The organism is Candidatus Thermoplasmatota archaeon, assembly GCA_030018475.1.
In the GTDB taxonomy this organism is placed as follows: Archaea; Thermoplasmatota; JASEFT01; order JASEFT01; family JASEFT01; genus JASEFT01.
Map to the genome: position 1 here is coordinate 1 of JASEFT010000004.1, position 17,153 is coordinate 17,153.

Annotated in this window: 21 protein-coding genes; 6 read left to right on the forward strand and 15 right to left on the reverse strand. The window is 37.8% G+C overall.

Features of this window, described 5'->3' with window-relative positions:
• Positions 1-334 precede the first annotated feature (334 nt).
• The 5 genes from QMD21_01210 to QMD21_01230 all read left to right on the forward strand — a co-directional run bounded on the left by QMD21_01210 (position 335) and on the right by QMD21_01230 (position 5,329).
• Positions 335-583 (forward strand): hypothetical protein, encoded by a 249-nt coding sequence (locus tag QMD21_01210; protein MDI6855391.1) that lies wholly within the window; start codon positions 335-337, stop codon positions 581-583.
• 154 nt (positions 584-737) lie between these two features.
• A complete protein-coding gene (locus QMD21_01215) occupies positions 738-2,156 on the forward strand; it encodes an aminopeptidase (GenBank protein ID MDI6855392.1) in 1,419 nt (472 codons plus the stop codon).
• 4 nt (positions 2,157-2,160) lie between these two features.
• Complete coding sequence (gene hisF, locus QMD21_01220) at positions 2,161-2,925, forward strand: imidazole glycerol phosphate synthase subunit HisF (GenBank protein ID MDI6855393.1); 765 nt, start codon at positions 2,161-2,163, stop codon at positions 2,923-2,925.
• A 42-nt stretch (positions 2,926-2,967) separates the two neighbouring features.
• Positions 2,968-3,927 (forward strand): asparagine synthase-related protein, encoded by a 960-nt coding sequence (locus QMD21_01225; protein MDI6855394.1) that lies wholly within the window; start codon positions 2,968-2,970, stop codon positions 3,925-3,927.
• Between the two features lie 10 nt (positions 3,928-3,937).
• The gene (locus QMD21_01230; GenBank protein ID MDI6855395.1) at positions 3,938-5,329 is read left to right on the forward strand and encodes an amidophosphoribosyltransferase; all 1,392 of its coding nucleotides are present in this window, start codon (positions 3,938-3,940) and stop codon (positions 5,327-5,329) included.
• Positions 5,330-5,351: 22 nt separating this feature from the next.
• Here QMD21_01230 and QMD21_01235 read toward each other — a convergent pair whose 3' ends face one another.
• The 9 genes from QMD21_01235 to QMD21_01275 are packed head-to-tail and all read right to left on the reverse strand — an operon-like array spanning position 5,352 to position 9,952.
• On the reverse strand, positions 5,352-5,591 hold the full coding sequence (locus tag QMD21_01235) for a KEOPS complex subunit Pcc1 (protein MDI6855396.1): 240 nt from the start codon (positions 5,589-5,591) through the stop codon (positions 5,352-5,354).
• A gap of 2 nt (positions 5,592-5,593) precedes the next feature.
• On the reverse strand, positions 5,594-5,734 hold the full coding sequence (locus QMD21_01240) for a DNA-directed RNA polymerase subunit P (GenBank protein ID MDI6855397.1): 141 nt from the start codon (positions 5,732-5,734) through the stop codon (positions 5,594-5,596).
• A gap of 2 nt (positions 5,735-5,736) precedes the next feature.
• Positions 5,737-5,988: a 50S ribosomal protein L37ae gene (locus QMD21_01245; protein MDI6855398.1), complete on the reverse strand. Its 252-nt coding sequence runs from the start codon at positions 5,986-5,988 to the stop codon at positions 5,737-5,739.
• A complete protein-coding gene (gene rrp42 / locus QMD21_01250) occupies positions 5,985-6,749 on the reverse strand; it encodes an exosome complex protein Rrp42 (protein MDI6855399.1) in 765 nt (254 codons plus the stop codon). The genes QMD21_01245 and rrp42 overlap by 4 nt, the downstream gene beginning before the upstream one ends.
• 2 nt (positions 6,750-6,751) lie before the next feature.
• Entirely contained in the window at positions 6,752-7,456 is a 705-nt protein-coding gene (gene rrp41 / locus QMD21_01255) for an exosome complex exonuclease Rrp41 (protein ID MDI6855400.1), read from the reverse strand.
• Positions 7,447-8,160, reverse strand: a complete 714-nt coding sequence (gene rrp4 / locus QMD21_01260; protein ID MDI6855401.1) for an exosome complex RNA-binding protein Rrp4 — start codon at positions 8,158-8,160, stop codon at positions 7,447-7,449. Before rrp4 ends, rrp41 begins: the two co-directional genes overlap by 10 nt.
• A complete protein-coding gene (locus tag QMD21_01265; protein ID MDI6855402.1) occupies positions 8,157-8,852 on the reverse strand; it encodes a ribosome assembly factor SBDS in 696 nt (231 codons plus the stop codon). Before QMD21_01265 ends, rrp4 begins: the two co-directional genes overlap by 4 nt.
• Before the next feature lie 7 nt (positions 8,853-8,859).
• A complete protein-coding gene (gene psmA / locus QMD21_01270; protein ID MDI6855403.1) occupies positions 8,860-9,585 on the reverse strand; it encodes an archaeal proteasome endopeptidase complex subunit alpha in 726 nt (241 codons plus the stop codon).
• A gap of 22 nt (positions 9,586-9,607) precedes the next feature.
• Entirely contained in the window at positions 9,608-9,952 is a 345-nt protein-coding gene (locus tag QMD21_01275; GenBank protein MDI6855404.1) for an Rpp14/Pop5 family protein, read from the reverse strand.
• Between the two features lie 122 nt (positions 9,953-10,074).
• On the opposite strand from QMD21_01275, the gene QMD21_01280 reads away from it, so the two are divergent.
• Complete coding sequence (locus QMD21_01280) at positions 10,075-11,559, forward strand: fibronectin type III domain-containing protein (GenBank protein MDI6855405.1); 1,485 nt, start codon at positions 10,075-10,077, stop codon at positions 11,557-11,559.
• 132 nt (positions 11,560-11,691) lie between these two features.
• Here QMD21_01280 and QMD21_01285 read toward each other — a convergent pair whose 3' ends face one another.
• From QMD21_01285 to QMD21_01310, 6 genes are read right to left on the reverse strand one after another with little or no spacing between them, the layout of a single operon-like run.
• Positions 11,692-12,912 (reverse strand): molybdopterin-binding protein, encoded by a 1,221-nt coding sequence (locus tag QMD21_01285; protein ID MDI6855406.1) that lies wholly within the window; start codon positions 12,910-12,912, stop codon positions 11,692-11,694.
• The gene (locus QMD21_01290) at positions 12,894-13,403 is read right to left on the reverse strand and encodes a MogA/MoaB family molybdenum cofactor biosynthesis protein (GenBank protein MDI6855407.1); all 510 of its coding nucleotides are present in this window, start codon (positions 13,401-13,403) and stop codon (positions 12,894-12,896) included. The genes QMD21_01285 and QMD21_01290 overlap by 19 nt, the downstream gene beginning before the upstream one ends.
• On the reverse strand, positions 13,400-13,828 hold the full coding sequence (gene moaC, locus QMD21_01295; protein ID MDI6855408.1) for a cyclic pyranopterin monophosphate synthase MoaC: 429 nt from the start codon (positions 13,826-13,828) through the stop codon (positions 13,400-13,402). The genes QMD21_01290 and moaC overlap by 4 nt, the downstream gene beginning before the upstream one ends.
• Positions 13,825-14,190: a molybdenum cofactor biosynthesis protein MoaE gene (locus QMD21_01300; GenBank protein MDI6855409.1), complete on the reverse strand. Its 366-nt coding sequence runs from the start codon at positions 14,188-14,190 to the stop codon at positions 13,825-13,827. Before QMD21_01300 ends, moaC begins: the two co-directional genes overlap by 4 nt.
• Positions 14,191-14,231: 41 nt before the next feature.
• Positions 14,232-15,164, reverse strand: coding sequence for a rhomboid family intramembrane serine protease (locus QMD21_01305; protein ID MDI6855410.1), 933 nt, complete (start codon positions 15,162-15,164; stop codon positions 14,232-14,234).
• 2 nt (positions 15,165-15,166) lie between these two features.
• Positions 15,167-17,065 carry a phospholipase D-like domain-containing protein gene (locus QMD21_01310; GenBank protein MDI6855411.1) on the reverse strand — a complete coding sequence of 633 codons (1,899 nt, stop codon included), beginning with the start codon at positions 17,063-17,065 and terminating at the stop codon, positions 15,167-15,169.
• Between the last annotated feature and the right edge of the window lie 88 nt (positions 17,066-17,153).

The following is a 17,153-nucleotide window of genomic DNA, read 5'->3' on the forward strand; positions in this document are numbered from 1 at the left end:
CCTAACGATTTAGTAGTTTTTCCAGATAACTGAACAGCTCCCATTGTAGAGAGAAGAAGCATTGATATTATTAAAACAAAGCATAAGGTAGCAACGATGAATCTCAGCTTTTTTTGATAACTCTTCATTAATTTGATTATTGGTTTTAGTATGTAATAAACATTTCCGCAAAAGTACACCATATTTTTCTCTCGTCACCATATTTTTTCAGATGCTTTGTTGCACAATTAAGCGATTTTTAGTCTTTCACTTAATCTGAGTTAGAGTGGGCGTATATCGAGATACCGTACGATCCGAATACTCCGCCTGCGGGTATAAAGAAGCAGAGCTTAGAATGTACTATTGGACTGGCTCAGAATGGAAGAAATGCAATAATACAAATGTTGACACAGAACGAAATGTTGTATGGGCAAATGTGACCCATCTAACAATATTCGCACCAATGGCTGAGAAAATATCCGCCGAACCTATGGCACCAGCTTGGATGCTCTACACAGGTATCGTGGCGATTATAGTACTATTAGCAGTATCTTTTGCAGTGATTGCGAAGAAGAGAAAGAAATTAAAAGGAACAAAACAGTAAACCATCTGACCGCCCACAAGTTGTATAGAAAGTTTGAACTTTTTATATGTATAAAAAATTAGTAAGTTTCTGCCCAGAGATGTATAGTTATTCTGTGAACAATATATACCAATCTGAAAGTTAAATTTAATAACCAAAAAGAAGATTTACGAACATGCCAGAAATTTCTAAACTTGAAGAAAAGCTAGCTTTGAGAAAGGAGAGCATTTGGCTGAAGGCGGACAAAGCGAAAAAGAATAAGATATTCGAGTTTGCAGAGTGCTATAAAAAATTTATTGATGAATGCAAGACAGAGCGTCAAGCAGTAAAATATATTGTTGAGCTTATAAGAAAGAAAGGTTTTAGAGCTTTGAATGAATTAAAAGAATTAAAGCATGGCGATAGAATTTATGAAGTCAATCGTCATAAAAATATCATTCTAGCAGTTATTGGTACTGAAAGTTTAGAAAAAGGTCTTAATATAATAGTTGCTCATTTAGACGCCCCCAGATTGGATTTGAAGCCAAATCCTCTTTACGAAGATAAAGATTCTTATCTAGGGCTTTTCAAAACCCACTACTATGGTGGTATAAAAAAATATCACTGGGTGAATATACCGCTTGCTTTGTATGGTAAAGTAATTAAAAAAGACGGTAAAGAGCTAAATATCAAAATAGGCGAGGATAATGACGAGCCTGTACTTGTCATTCCTGATTTATTACCTCATCTGTCTAAAAAAATTCAAGATGAGCGCAAACTTAGTGAGGGTATAAAAGGTGAGGAGCTTAATATAATTGTAGGCAGTATTCCTGTGAAAGATAAAAAGGTAAAAGAGAAAATCAAGTTGCAATTGCTCAACGAGCTAAACAAAAAATACGGCTTGGTTGAAGAGGATTTTGTATCTGCTGAGTTAGAGTTTGTACCCGCAGGCAAATCTAAAGATGTGGGATTCGATTGCTCTTTAATAGGCGCTTATGGGCAGGATGACAGAATATGCGCTTATACTTCATTACAAGCTATTCTTGAACTGAAAAGCCCTAAAAGAACTTGTATTGGTTTGTTTGTAGAGAAGGAAGAGATAGGCAGTGAAGGCGCTACAGGTATGAAATCAATGTTCTTTGAGGATTTTGTGAGTAGACTATTAAGCCTAACCGGAAAATATGACGAATATATTTTGAAAAATGCGCTTGCAAACTCAAAAGCAATTTCTGCAGATGTAAATGGGGCACTTGACCCTTCTTTCAAAGAAGTGCATGAAATTGCAAATGCAGCCAAACTTGGCTTAGGAGTTGTTATTACAAAATATACGGGTGCCGGTGGCAAGTTCATGGCTAGCGAAGCTACTGCAGAATATGTTGGCGCAGTTCGTAACTTGCTAAACAGAGAGAAAATCGCTTGGCAGGCAAGCGAACTTGGTAAGGTAGATGAAGGCGGTGGTGGCACAGTAGCTAAATACCTTGCAGAATATAATATGGACGTTATAGATATGGGGCCACCTATTTTGAGCATGCATTCGCCATTCGAGATTTCTAGTAAAGCAGATATTTACGAAAGTTATAGAGCTTACAGAGCTTTTTTCAGTTCGATGGAGTAGAAAGGTGACTGATTATTACAAGCGAATAATTCCATGTCTTGACACGCACCATGGTAAATTGGTTAAAGGTGTGAGATTCAAAAGTTTAATAGAAATAGGCGATCCTGTAGAATATGCCGAGCTATATGAAGAGCAAGGAGCTGACGAACTCGTGCTTTTAGACATAGCTTCAACTCCTGAAGGCAAGCCTACATTGTTAGAACTCGTTCGAAAAGTAGCAAGCATAATTTCAATACCATTAACAGTGGGCGGTGGTATAAGGAGCATAGAGGATGCTAGAGCGATTCTAGACTGCGGGGCATCTAAAATCTCAGTTAACACTGCCGCAGTAAAAAGGCCCGAATTAATAAGAGAACTTTCTGACGAGTTTGGCACACGCTCTGTGGTTTGCGCTATTGACGGCAAACTTGTAAGGGAAGGCAAGTGGGAGGTATATATCTCAGGAGGCTCAGAGGGTACAGGTATAGATATGCTCGAGTGGGGTAAGCAAGTTAAAACTTTAGGCGCTGGTGAGATTCTTTATACAGGTATACATACAGACGGCACTGAGGAAGGCTACGATGTAGAAGGTACTCGTGCGCTGGCAGTATTTACAAATCTGCCTATAACCGCCTCGGGCGGCGCAGGTAGTTTAGAGCATATTTTTGAAGTTTTAAGTGAAGGCAAAGCATCAGCGGCACTTGCAGCTAGCATTTTCCATCACAGAAAATACACTGTAAAAGAAGCAAAGGAATACTTGCACAAACGAGGAATTCCAGTTAGACTCTAGGAACGAAAAACTTAAACTCTTTCAAATTGATATTTCCTAAACATGAGAGTTAAAGAGCCAGAAAATTTAGATATAGAAGATTTTATAAAAAGGAAGGTGGAGGAAATTTCTTCTGCTGTTGGAAACGGTATTGCGATTAGTGCACTCTCAGGAGGCGTAGATTCTTCAACAGCTACTTTATTAGGCTATAGAGCTTTGGGCGAAAGACTTAAAACTTATTTTATTGACAGTGGTTTAATGCGCGAGAACGAGCCTCAAAAAGTAGCTGAGCTTTTCAGAAAGCTTGGCGTGAAAGTTGAAATAATAGATGCGAAAGAGCAATTTTTTAAAGCTTTAAAAGGGGTAGTGGACCCAGAAGCTAAAAGGGAATGTATCACACAAACTTTTTACAAAAATGTATTTGCCAAGCTCATAAAAGAAAGCGGCGCTAAATATCTTCTGCAAGGTACTATACTCACAGATATAGAGGAGACTGTAGCAGGTATAAAGCGCCAGCATAACGTTTTCGAGCAGTTGGGCATAAATCCCAAAGAGGCTTTTGGATACAAAATCGCAGAGCCTCTTAAAGAGCTTCGTAAAGATGGCGTAATAAAAGTAGCTAAAGCTTTAGGGCTGCCTGAAGAATTATATGCAAGAATACCTTTTCCAGGACCAGGCTTGGCTGCAAGAGTTATAGGCGAAGTTACTCCTCAAAGAATAGAGCTTGTAAGGAAGGCAACGAGCATTGTCGAAGAAGAGTTAGCACATACAAAAGCATTCCAGTATCTAGCAATCTTGCATGAAGATAGAGTTACAGGAATAAAAGAAGGCAAAAGAAAATTTGGCTATCAGATTGAGGTAAGATGCTGGGAAAGTAAAGATGCAAGAGTGGCAGCGCCTACAAAAATTAAGTTTGAAACTTTAGAAAAACTAGCTAAAAGAATAGTAACCGAACTGCCTGAGATAGTTTCCGTCACCTATAACATAACTCCCAAACCACCTTCAACTATAGAGGCAGTATAGGAGCTTAAAAATGACCGGATTGTTTGGAGTTGTTAGTAAAGAAGACTGCGCTAAAACGCTGTTTTATGGTACTGACTATCACACTCATTTAGGCGCAGGCTACGGGGGATTAGCGATATGGAGCGACAAACTCTACAGAAGTATTCATAACATATCACAAGCGCAATTCAAATCTAAATTCGTTGATGAATATAAAGAAATGAAGGGCAATATAGGGATAGGTGTTATTAGTGATAGAGATGTACAACCGATAACTCTAGCTTCACAATTCGGTACTTTCGCAATAGCTACCGCAGGATTGGTTGAGAACGCTGACGAGCTAGCCCAGTCTCTTCTAAAAAAGGGCGAAGCTTTTGCAGAAGTTGGTGAAGGTGTTATTAATACTACAGAGCTTGTTGGAAGGTTAATAGTTCAAAGCGATAGCATTGTAGAGGGCATTGAAAAAGCGCTCTCTTCAATTAAAGGCTCAATATCACTTTTAATTCTTGCTGAAGAAGGTATTTATGCGGCAAGAGACGAGAGAGGGCGCTTGCCATTAGTAATAGGAGAAAGAGGAAAAGACATTGCCATAGCTTCAGAATCCTGCTCTTTTTCAAATTTAGGGTTTAAAATAAAAAAATACATTCAGCCTGGTGAAACAATATTGGCAACTAAAGAAGGACTTAAAACTAAAAAAGGTGGTAGTGGCGAAGGCAAGCTTTGCGCGTTTTTGTGGATCTATACAGGCTATCCAGCCTCCAGTTATGAAGATGTGTGTGTAGAGTCAGTAAGGGAAAGGTGCGGAAGAGCGCTAGCAAAAAAAGATAATTTCAAGGCAGACCTTGTTGCAGGAGTGCCTGACTCAGGCACTGCCCACGCTATAGGCTATGCAATGGAATCAAAGCTACCTTTTAGAAGACCTTTAGTTAAATATTCGCCAAGTTGGGATAGGAGCTATACTCCGCCTTCGCAAGAAATCAGAGAGCTAGTTGCTAAAATGAAGTTAATTCCTATCAGAGAAATAATCGATGGTAATAGAATAGTATTATGTGAAGATTCTATTGTTAGGGGTACACAGCTAAAAAATCTAGCAATTCAAAAGCTCTGGGAGAACGGCGCTAAGGAGATACATTTAAGACCTGCATGCCCTCCTTTGCTCTATCCTTGCAAATTTTCACTTACTACTAGAACAATCCAAGAGCTTGTAGCTCGTAGAGCTATAAGAGCTATTGAGGGTAAGGATATAGAAGATATAACAGAATATTTAAATCCAGCCTCCAAAAAATATTATCAAATGGTAGAATGGATTAGAAATGAACTTAACGTTACTACTCTGAGATATCAAACTTTAGATGACATGGTAGAAGCAATAGGCTTACCAAAAGACAAATTATGCCTTTATTGCTGGTGTGGAGAGGAATAATTAGATATCTTAAAATATCGAGCTAGCTCTTGCTATACTCAATAATTCTAAGAGCGCACTCTATCCATCTCAAATATGAATTGATTGCAGCTCTTAAAGCGCTTGTATCATGCGCCTCTATTCTCACTAAAAATTTATTTTTTTCAGCTTTTATTTCTATTTTAGTTCTTGGAATCTCGCGTCTGCCTTCTGGTATTAGAGCTTGCCTTAAAATCTGAGCTTTATTATTGTCAAGCTCCAAAACAAAGTTTGCAATTTTCATATCTAATTTGTCTTGATCTTCTTCGTTCCGCTAGGTCTCTCTTTATAAAAAATTCTAGATCCGCATTTATCGCACTGTATACCAGGAATGTTTAAATCTATCTCTATAGGGTTTTTGCAAATAGCGCATTTATATCTATCCATTTTTATTTCCTCTCCTGCTCTTCTTCAACCTTTGCCATAGTTATTGGTGTATAGGCAGCGCCGGCAAATTTAGTATTGCAATGCCTGCACTTCCAAATGCCACTTGCCAATCTTTTGACTGCAATATAGTTGCAGGAAGGGCATAGATATTTTGAACGTGTTTTTTGCTCTATATCTTTAACTCGCAGTCTAACGCTGACGCCGTAGCGTGCTCCAAACCTAGCCACAGAACCTACTTTTTTAGCTGCACTCATTTTATTAACTTTCTAACCTCATTACTTCTTCGTTTAGAAATTTCAAGTATTTTATTGACTTCTTCTTGAGTGAAACTTCCTTTTAAGCCCTTCTGGGTAGCGCATATATTGTTATTTTCGTCTAGTACTACAGTAATTCTTGCTGAGGCAGCTCTTTCTTCGTCTAAGCAAGGGTCGAGCATTATTGCCTCACCCAATTTTATAGAGGTGCATGAAATTGGGAAATGCTCTAAAGGGAGATTAAAAGGTTCGCCGAGCCCGAATCTGTCGGCAGGTACGCGAGTAGTGGTTAGAGCTGCAATAGCTGCTAAAGCACTTGCATCGAAAAGGTTGCCGTCATAATCCAGCACATGGATATCTACAAACACTATCCAAACTTTTTCTTTGGGAGTTATGCAAAGCTTAGCTAAGTTTATACTTTCACTCTCTCTTATCCCTCTATCTACTACACGCGCAAGCTCTATAGCTTCCGGCGAGGGCGGACCAGACTCGAACGCCGGCGAAGCTATAGGTACCAGCTCTGCAGAGGTAGTCAACACTCCTTTTTCTGGTGCGTCTGGATAAGGCTCGCCCAACTCTAATTTTATTCCTACCAGTACGTCTGTATTGCCCAGCCCAACTCTTGCAGACCCTTCAGCATTAGCTATCAGGTTTTTTTCTAACGAAATTTTTCTGTACTCATCAAATTTTCTACCGTCCGCTCTTTTCCCACCCTCTACGAGTTCGTACAGATAATCTTTTTTAAGTTCTGCAATAGCCATTTTTATATTCCACTTGAGTACTTTTTTCTTAATGACTGCTTCTGTAGCTCGTATATTTTGCTGCAAGCCTCAAAGCCCATTTTCAATGCTCTATCAAATTCTTCAAAACTTAATTTTCCATCCATTTGCAGTAATAATATTTCTTTAGTTCTGGGAATTATTGCAAGTGGCATATCTGCTTCGCCATTATTATCTTCTTCTTTACAAAGGTCAACGACTAGCTTGCCATCTACTTTACCTACTGCGCAAGCAGGAATTAAATCGCGCATTGGCACACCAGCATCTGCTAGCGCAACACTAGCTGCAGTAATACCACTGCAACGAGTACCTGCATCTGCTTGTAAAACCTCTATAAAGAAGTCTATAGTAGTTCTAGGAAACTGCTCTGTAAATATCACGTTTTCAAAAACCTCAGAAATAATCTTAGAAATTTCTACAGAGCGTCTATCAGGTCCTGGCTTCTTGCGCTCTGTAACAGAGAAAGGTGCCATATTGTAGCGGCATTGCACCAAAGCCTTAGTAGGGTCTTGTAAATGCCTTGGATGCACCTCTCTAGGCCCGTAAACAGCTGCTAGTATTTTGTTTTTACCCCACTCTATGTATGCGGAGCCATCTGCACGCTTTAAAATTCCAGCCTCTATTTTAATAGGGCGAAGTTCGTCTAAATTACGGCCATCCAATCTTTTACCGTCTTTTATTAGCTCCATTTTTCACCTTTTACAGAAATTTCTAAAAATTTCTGTATTCTCTCCGTAAGCCCTGTTGTATAAGACTCTTTCTCTATTTTCTTTATCGCCATAACAGCAAGCCTTACGTTCTCAGCCCCTCCTTCAAGCCATATTCTACCGTTTTGAGCTACGAAAATCCTGCATTTAGTATAATTTTTAATAAGTGTGAGCATTGAAGCGCTTTTACCTATTACTCTAGGCACTCTAGAAGGCGCCACTTCTATAATCTGTCCTCCAACGAGCTTTTTACTGCCTTTAGTCATAGTAACTTGCACTCTTTTAGCTTCGTCTACAGAAAGTACATCGCAAAGTATTGTATCGTTAATATTCAAAAATTTTGCTGTATTGCCAAACTCGACTCGCCAAGGCACTTCAGTAATATACAAAACTGCAGTATAAGGTGAATTAATATCTACAATCCATAGATTTGGAGTAACATCTATAATTTTGCCTACCAAAGAATCGCCTACTTTAGGTATGTATCTGCCCTCTAAAGGTATAACACTCACATAATTCGCTCTTATATTTTTTATCCCTACTATAGAAGCATATATATTGTTTGCTACTTTATACGTGCCTGAGCCGTGCATGAGCTGCTCATTACCAATGAGTTCGCCGGGAAGTACAATTTCACGGCTCTTAAACTCTTTATCCTTATCACCCTCTTCTTCTGAAACTATCATTTTATAATCTTAGTCTCTATATTTCCTTTAGTGAACTGATTTAACTTATCATAGAACTCAGTTTGCAACCCAGCAGGTATTTCTATATGACAAATCAAAAACCCATCTTTAGTCCACTCTTCCTTCTTTATTGCTCCGCTTGCTTTTATATAGTTGTAAATTTTACCGTAGCTTGCAGCTTCTACTTTTATCTCAACAGTGATTTTTTCAAATCTTATCGGCAGTATTGGCTTTAGCGCATCTAGCACATCTTTTAGTTGCACTTCTGTAGCCTTAAAAGGGTCTATCCTAACTTTCGCCTGCTCGAATGCTAGCTCTATCCTTTGAATTGGATGCGGTAGATTCGTTCTAGGATCTATAGCATTTCTAGCAATTGTAGCTATAATCTCCTTTCTTTTGGTCTCTATCATTTTTCTTCTCTGCTCCGTTGTAATTTGCAACTCGCCCTTCAAAACTATTTCTCTAGCTACTTTCTCTATGTCCGTAGTCCCAAATATTTTTGCTAAAGATTCTTCAGAAGCTCTTGTGCCTTTGCTCGAATCTCTGAACACAGTATCAATCACAAGATTTTCAAGTATGTTGACAGACTCGTTGTTCCTTAATTTCTGAGCAGCTTCAGGCGCTATTAAAATTTCAAACTTTTCACCTTTAGCTTCATATCTTGCGATAACTGAGTCTTCTAACCTCACCATTTTTGGTTTATTCGCTCTTCTTTTTCAGTTTTGCGATGTACTCATGAACTTCTTCTGGGCTAAATTTTCTGAAAACCTCACCTTTCCTAATAATACCTATCTCTATTGTATGCGGCAAAAGCTCGCCTTCAGTTGCTTTACGCAAAGCTTCTAAAGCTAACAATATAACTTCTTCTTCACTTATTTCATCTCTATATTTCTTTTCGAAAATTTCTAGTACTGTATTTCTTCCCTCGCCTATAGCTCCAGCTTTGTAAGCCATTAGCGCTCCACTGGGGTCTGTCTCAAAAAGCTGTACACCTTGATCGTCAATACCTGCGATGAGGAGAGCTGTGCCGAAAGGCCTTACACCGCCAAACTGTGTATAAGTCTGCTTGAAGTCGCACAGCCTTTTCACTAGTAGTTCTACCGGTATTTTTTCATCGTAATAAATTTTGTTGATTTGCGCTTCTATTCTAGCCCTATCCACGAGCACTCTGGCATCTGCAACTAAGCCTGAGGTTGCGCATCCTATATGGTCATCAATTTGATAAATTTTTTCAATAGAGACAGGCTCTATAAGTCTTGAAGTTACTCTTTTATCTATTATGAGCACAGCACCGTCTTTGAATTTAGCACCTACTGCTGTTGTACCTCTTTTTACAGCTTCTCTTGCATACTCTACTTGAAATAGTCTACCGTCTGGCGAAAACACAGTTATAGCCCTATCATAGGCCAAATTTGCAGGTTGCATTTTCTATCACCTTTTTCAGTATCTATAAACACTGATTGGAATATAAAGGTTTTTGCCCCCTTTTAAGATATTTTCTAGTAGCGCATTTAATAGTTCCTGAAGTACCTATAGTCTTTATTTTAATTTCTTCGCTACCTAGACACCCTATCGAAGTTAGTATCTTTATGGCTTCTTCCTTTTTTGTATGCTTGCATCTAAGCAGGCCTTTGTTAGCTCTATATTTTACTACCCAAGGATTTATTTCATGCGCAAGTTTACCGAAAGCAGAGGCAACAAGCCTAACAATTTCCGCTTTACCTATCTTTCTAGCAGCAATAACTTCAAATGCAATGTATCTTTTCCTGCCTACTTTGTCTTTTACAACCACAAAAATATTAATAGTCTTCGAGGTTATTTATTTGTTTAGGCAAGCGAGAAATGAGAAAAATCATAATGCTAATGCTTACCACCGCTTTGATTTTTAGCTCCTGCACTTTTGTTTCTGATAAAGTGGAAGGAGCAGAGCAACAGCAAAGAACTGTTTTAGCAGAACTGTTTACAGGCACTTGGTGCACGTATTGTCAGGGTGGAGAAGGTGCTATGGACAGACTTGCAAAAGAGTATCCAAGAACAAAGCTAACGATCATTGAGTGGCATAATGGCGATGATTATGTTACTGCAGACAACTCAGGCAGTGAGAGGGAAGACTTCTATGACCCACGTATGTCATTTCCAACTGCATATTTCGATGGCACGAGTAGAGTTGTTGGAGGCTCAGAAGATCCTGATAATGGGACGGTATATAACAATTACAAAAGCAAAATAGAGGAGAGACTAGCCATACCCTCACCACTGGTTATAACTTCTACAGGCTATATTGAGGGAGCCAAGGCGGTAATAGCTGTAGAAATAAAGGCGATAGGCGATATAGGGCTAAGCAATCTTTATGCCCACTTTGTACTTTATAGTGATCATAATGAGACTGCATACGTTGATGGGAGAGAGTATAGATTAAGGTACACGGCGTTAAAAAGTGTAGCCGAGCCAATTTCGCTGTCAAAAGGAATGAGTTTAGCAATTTCGAAGAATTTCACGCTCCAAGTAGGTTGGGATAGAGACAAACTCGGTGTTGTAACATTCGTTCAAACACATGATAGGGAGACACACTCAGAGACAGATTTGCCACCATATTATTACACCGCAGAGATTTTACAATCAAACGATTTCAGATACATTAATGTTGAGCTTAAGCCTGACCAAACAGTTACTGAAGTTAGTATAGGAGGCACTGCTAATTTTAATGTAGTATTGAAGAATACCAGAAATGAGGCTGATACTTATACATTACGCTTATTAAAGTCTTTACCGCAGGGATGGAGCGCTAATCTCTGTATTGACGGCACTTGCTACCAATCTGTAGCATCTATATCTCTTGAGAGGCAAGCAAGTAAATCGATAAATATCAGCGTGATAAGCGCTTCCGATGCGGAAAGGGGGGCAATAGGTATTGTAGAGCTGATTGTAACTTCTAGCTTAATGCCTGAAGGTAAAAGCTCTGTTGTTTTAAAAGCTCTTACAGTTTCTGCACCTACACCTGTAGTACTTGAGTGCAAGTCAACATATAAAACGTCAGTAACTCTTTCTTGGAGCAGGAATACAGATGCCAATTTTCTTAGATATGAGATTCATAAAGGAACTGTACAGAACTTTACCATCAGCGATAATACTTTGGTAACTGCTATAACTACGCAGAGTAAAACTTCTTACGACGTTACAGGACTGCTTCCAAATACAGACTATTACTTCAAAATTAGAGTTGTAAATGATTATGGTTATAGCGATTCCGAGGAGGTTCATGCTAAAACTTTGCTTTCACCGAAAGGCGAAGTTGCTCTACCATTAACTATTTGGATAGTTGTAATAGCGATGGTCGCAATTCCTGTTATTGTAATACCAATTGTTTTAGTTAAAGTAATGAAAGGTACTAAAAGATAAAAAAAGAGTGAGCTAACGATATTTTCGCAGCAATAAAATTGCTGCTGCGCTGAGAATAATTGCTATCGCAGCTATTGCAACAGTCACAATAGTTTTGTCATCGAAATATATTAGATCTGTAGTTCACTTAATTTAGAACAGCTTCACCTCTACCTCTTCTCCCTTTTCTAAAACATCTACGTTTTCAGGTATTTCGATATAGCCTTGCGCTTCACTCATACTCGTAATCGCGCCTGACTCTTTGAATACAGGTATTGCAAGCCCTTTTTCTAATCTCACAGTTAAAAAGAATCTTCTCCCTAAACTGCCATGGACTCTTTTAGCCAGCTTAGCTTTTACAACAATTTCCTCTTTCTTAGGCAATCTAGCAAGCTTTCTTAGCGCGGGTGCGAGGAGAAGATAGGCGTTAAGTAAGCAAGAGGTAGGATAGCCCGGCATACCGAAAATAGGTTTTCCTTTAATTATACCAAAGAGTGTAGGCTTGCCAGGCTTCATCTGAATACCGTGAAATTTTATTTCGCCAAGCTCTTGCACTACATTTACGAGGAGGTCGCGCTCGCCTACAGAAGACCCTCCTGAGAATACTATCAAATCGCACTTCAAACTCTTAATTACTGCTTTTCTTAGAGCTTCAAGTTTATCAGGTATTATTGGAAATATCAAGCTCTTGCATCCGTTATTTTTTACAATAGCAGAAATTGTATGCGTATTAATATCATAAACTTGCCCTTCTTTTAGCTCTTTGCCAACTTCACAAACTTCTTCCCCAGTAGGTATTATTGCAACTTTTGGCTTTTGCCAGACTTTTATTTTACTAATACCTAATCCTGCAACTACTCCAATTTTGCTTGCAGTAATAAAATCCTCTTCCTTTATTACCAAAGAGCCTCTCTTTATATCTTCTCCTCTCAGCCCAATATTTTCTTTAGGCGCTACAGACTTGAAAATCTTTAATTTTTTATTTTTCTCCTCAGCGTTTTCAGCCATTACCACGGCATCTGTACCCTGAGGCAATTTAGCTCCTGTAGCTATTCTAACAGCCTCTCCCTTCATTACTTTGATGCCAAGAGTTTTTCCCACCTCTGCAGTCCCAACAATTTTCAAAATTTTAGGTCTGTATTGCAATGCCCCGAAAGTATCTTTTGCTCTTACTGCATAGCCATCCATAGCAGCGCGGTCGAATGACGGCAGATCAAAATTTGCATAGATATTTTCTGCATTTACTCTATCAAGTGCTTGAGAAATGGGAATGTTAGTTTTACTTTTTATTGGGTTGATATTTTCTAGAATTATTTTCTTTGAATCTTTAAAGCTTACTAAATAACCGAACAATTTCATCTTTGTAACGACCAAATCAAATGTTTCGCTTGCGGTAGAATTAATTTTTCTATTGCAAGCTTTACAGCTTTCTTGCTACCGGGTAGGCAGAAAATAAGCTTTTTATTTGCAACCCCTGCGAAAGCTCTAGATAGCATGCTTGCACTACCTATCTCTTGATAGCTTAACATTCTAAAAAGCTCTCCGAAGCCCGGAAGCTCTTTTTCGAGTAACGGCTTTATAGCTTCAACAGCAATATCTCTACTTCCTATACCTGTGCTGCCGTTCGTAATTATTATTTGGATTTTGTTAAAACTCAATAGCTTCTTTATTTCATCCTTAACATCTTTTATGTCATCTTTAACAATATTGTAATACTCAGTTTTATTGTTAGTATCCTCTACACTCTTCATAATTATCTCACCTGATTCATCGTTTTCTTTAGTTCTCGTATCGCTTATTGTAACTACTGCAAACCCCATGCTACTTAGTTTTAGAGCTTCATTTTCATGCTCTTTATAACTCATCTTTTCTTTTCCTTCCTTGTAACCTCTATGTTAGTTATTCTAGTAAATGGATATTGACCTTCTTTATCCTTTTCTAGATATTTCACAAGATCCCAAATAGTGAGAAGAGCTGTGGTAACACCTACTAGCGCTTCAAGCTCCACGCCTGTTTTGTATTCAGCTTTCACCTCGCATTTGCAGATTATTGAGCTTTCTTTCAAATCAAAATCAACTTTTACAGAGCTTAATGGTATTTGATGGCAGAATGGAATGAGTTGAGAGGTGTTTTTTACAGCGCTAATGCAAGCTACTTTTGCGCACGTTAATACATCACCTTTCTTTACAGTTTTTTTACTAATTGCTTCTATAGTTTCTTTTCTCAGTTTGATTTCGCCCTTTGCAACAGCGCATCTTGATACAATCGGCTTCTCAGAGATATCTATCATTTTGTTTCTTCCTTCCAAATAGGCACAACTTTCTTTAACTCATCGATAAGCCATTCACAGGCTTTAAAAGCTTGCTCTCTGTGCTCTGAGGCTACTGCTATAAGTGCAATATTATCAGAAACTTTTAGTTTGCCTATCCTGTGCACAATAGAAATCTTATGAATATCAAATCTCTTCTCAGCTTCTTGCACTAATTTTCTGAGCTCCTTTTTCGCCATTTTTTTATAACACTCTATCTTCATCGATCTTATTTTATCGTTTCTAACAATGCCTAAAAAGCAGACAATAGCGCCTGCTCTTGAAGATTTTATTTTTTCTATTATTTTTTCAACTGAAAATTTCTCGGCTGTGATTTTTATCATGACTTAATTATATCTAGCTCAAAAACTATCAATTTAACGTTTTATTGTAGTTTGCCTAAACTCGAGTAAAATTTAATTTTAACTCCGCAACTCTTGCACTTAGCGAACCTTTTTCCAATCATAAAATCTCCTTTGCATCTCAAGCATTTAGCGCTTTTAAAAAATTCTTCTAACCAAACTCTTCTTATCTCTTCCAAATCTTCAGCTTTTATTTTAGCAATAAGGTTTCTAAGCTCCTCTTGCATTTCAGCTATTTTCTCCAACTCTGCGAATTTTATTCCTTTCAGTTGAGCAGCCAATTTAAATTTAAGTACTGGTGCTATACAAATACCTGCAATTGCGCCGCCGAGATGTGCAATATGACCGATACTATCTGAGACGCGCATGACTGTATACAAGGTTTCTATTCCAAAATAAAGAGCTGCAACTATAATTATAGGAACTCTAGGAAGCCATACAAAGCCCAAAGGAGCTGCAACTTCATCTTTAGGATAGAGAAATGCGTAAGAGCACATAATTCCAAATATAGCGCCACTCGCTCCTATACCGAGATCGTCTTGCGCAATACTGCCTTGCGAAAGATAGAAAATTAATGCGTTGAACAATACCGCAAAAATACCTGATACAAAATATACGAATGCAAATCGTGGAGAGCCAACTCTTTCTTCAAAAGGCAACCCTATAAAAATCAAAAAAAGCATGTTTATCAGTATATGGAAAATACTGCCGTGTAAATATAAATGTGTTAACACAGTATAGAATTTAGCGCTTGAAATATAGCTAGGTTTGCAACCCAAAGTTAGTATAGCATCGTTTAAAAGCTCGTAATATTGTAAAAAATTTGCTGAGATTAAAATTAAAAAAATAATGAAATTTGCAATTACTATTGTAAGTGGGAGCGACAGCCTCTTTATTGCTGAGTAGATAAAGCTTCCAATTATTACTAAAATTATTGCTAAGAGTAGAGCATTCATTTTTATTTTTTCAAATCTCTGATTACGGAGAGAGTTATTATTACTATTAAAATTATCGTAATCGAGTAAGGCAGCGAAATTTTTTCGTTGTAATTGCTATCATTATCATTATTATGCTCTATTGTCCAATCGAAAATAAAAACATCTTCAAAATATTTTGCTGTATCTCTATTCTCTATAATCACACCTGCTTCTCTATTCTTAGCTACTGAGTTGTAATTCCAATTGATACTTGAAATCAAGACTTTTTCTCCATCCACAACTATACCTTTATTGTGAATTTTAGCTAAATAATTTTTTTCAAATACCAGTGCTTTCGCCTCTAAATTCAGATTTTCTCGCCGTGCAATTCCATTTACATACGCTACAGTATCTAAATTATCTTGCTTGTTTATTTCATTGCTTACATATTTTCCGTCAAGTAAAATTTTAACTTCGCAACCACGCCTTGCAGCATCAATTACGCTTTCTAAATATAAGTTTGGATAAGAGCTCCAATTAAGTTTGCACGATAGTAGCTCAATATAGATATATTTTTTAGCTGAATTGATTAGCCCAAGAACTGAGCTGTTTTCAAGTAACGAGCTGTCTGGCGAAAGTACGGGCGAGATATTAAATGAAGAGTTGGTTATTTTAACTCCAAATTTAGGTTTGTAGTGGGTAGTAGGTCTTCCTTCCTCGCTTACTACGAACCAGTTGGGGGGCAAGTAGCGCTCATCGTTTAAATTCATCTGGATAATATCGTTCTTGCTCAAATTAAAATCTTCAAAGAACACATCTGCAAAATATCTTGCTACTTGCGAGCTTTTTATAACAACTCCCCAGCCCCTATCGCCATAAGTATTATCCATAGGAATACCAGTAGGCTTCCAGTTTTCAGAAGAAATTATTAGTGTGTGATTATCGATAACAGCATATTTCGAGTGTAGATAATTGTAGCGTGTAGGAATATTTCTCTCGCTATCTGATACCATAAATCTAATCTCGCAACCTTTTTCGAGGAGCATGCTACAAATGTACTTCTCCAGATATGCCTCTCTATAAGCGTTTATTCCCTCGTAATACTCCTGCTCATCTACATTACTAAAATTCCAGCCGACTGGCGAGCCCTCAAGAAGTATTTTTATATCTACATTTCTTTCGCTTGCGTTAATTAAATATTTCGCTAGCTGATAGTTTGTCAACTGATAGAGGCTCAAATATACAGATTCTTTTGCTTTTTCTAACTCTTCTTTGACTACTTGGAAGCTACTATCAGGCGATACGAAAGCTACAACGGTAGTATTAAGTTGAAAAGTTTTATATTCGAAATTTGACTGCCCAACCTTATAAATTCTTGGGCTATCCCAATCGGACGCGCTATCGCTGTCTAAATATAGCCCAGAGACCTCAGAAATTTTCCTTTTCAGTATAGTGCCTTCACTAACCGCTCTAGCAGGCTTGCCAACCCAGCCTTCGCCATTATAATTTGAATTTCCATAAATGATAGCATCAATAACATTTCCACGTGCATCTTTGAGTATAACATCATCGCCAGAATTTGCAAGCTGAAATTTATTATTGACCTCGAAGTTTGCTGTAAAACCAAGCTCGCTGTTGAAAGCGCTACTATTCCTTGTAACGTAGATACTTTCTTTTGATTTTAAAATAGTACAGTTTGGAAATACAAAATTTCCTTCTAAATCAGTTAATTCCCAGTTACTAATATCAATATTATTCTCAGTAGGATTGTAAATTTTAATGTATTCTTCAGGCTCGTAAGGAAGATAAGTATCGTAATAGATTTCTATTATGAGAATTGAGCTCGTAGGATTTTGCAAATTAGCTTTAATACTGTAGGCAGAGCTTAAAGTAAAAAAGAGAATAACAATGCTGTAGATGGCTAATGAAGCTTTAGTCATTTAATAGCTGGATTTCTCACAAATGACAATTTAAACCTATCGTGTACAGAACTCTAGCAGAACATTGTATACCAATAAAAGCCCGAAG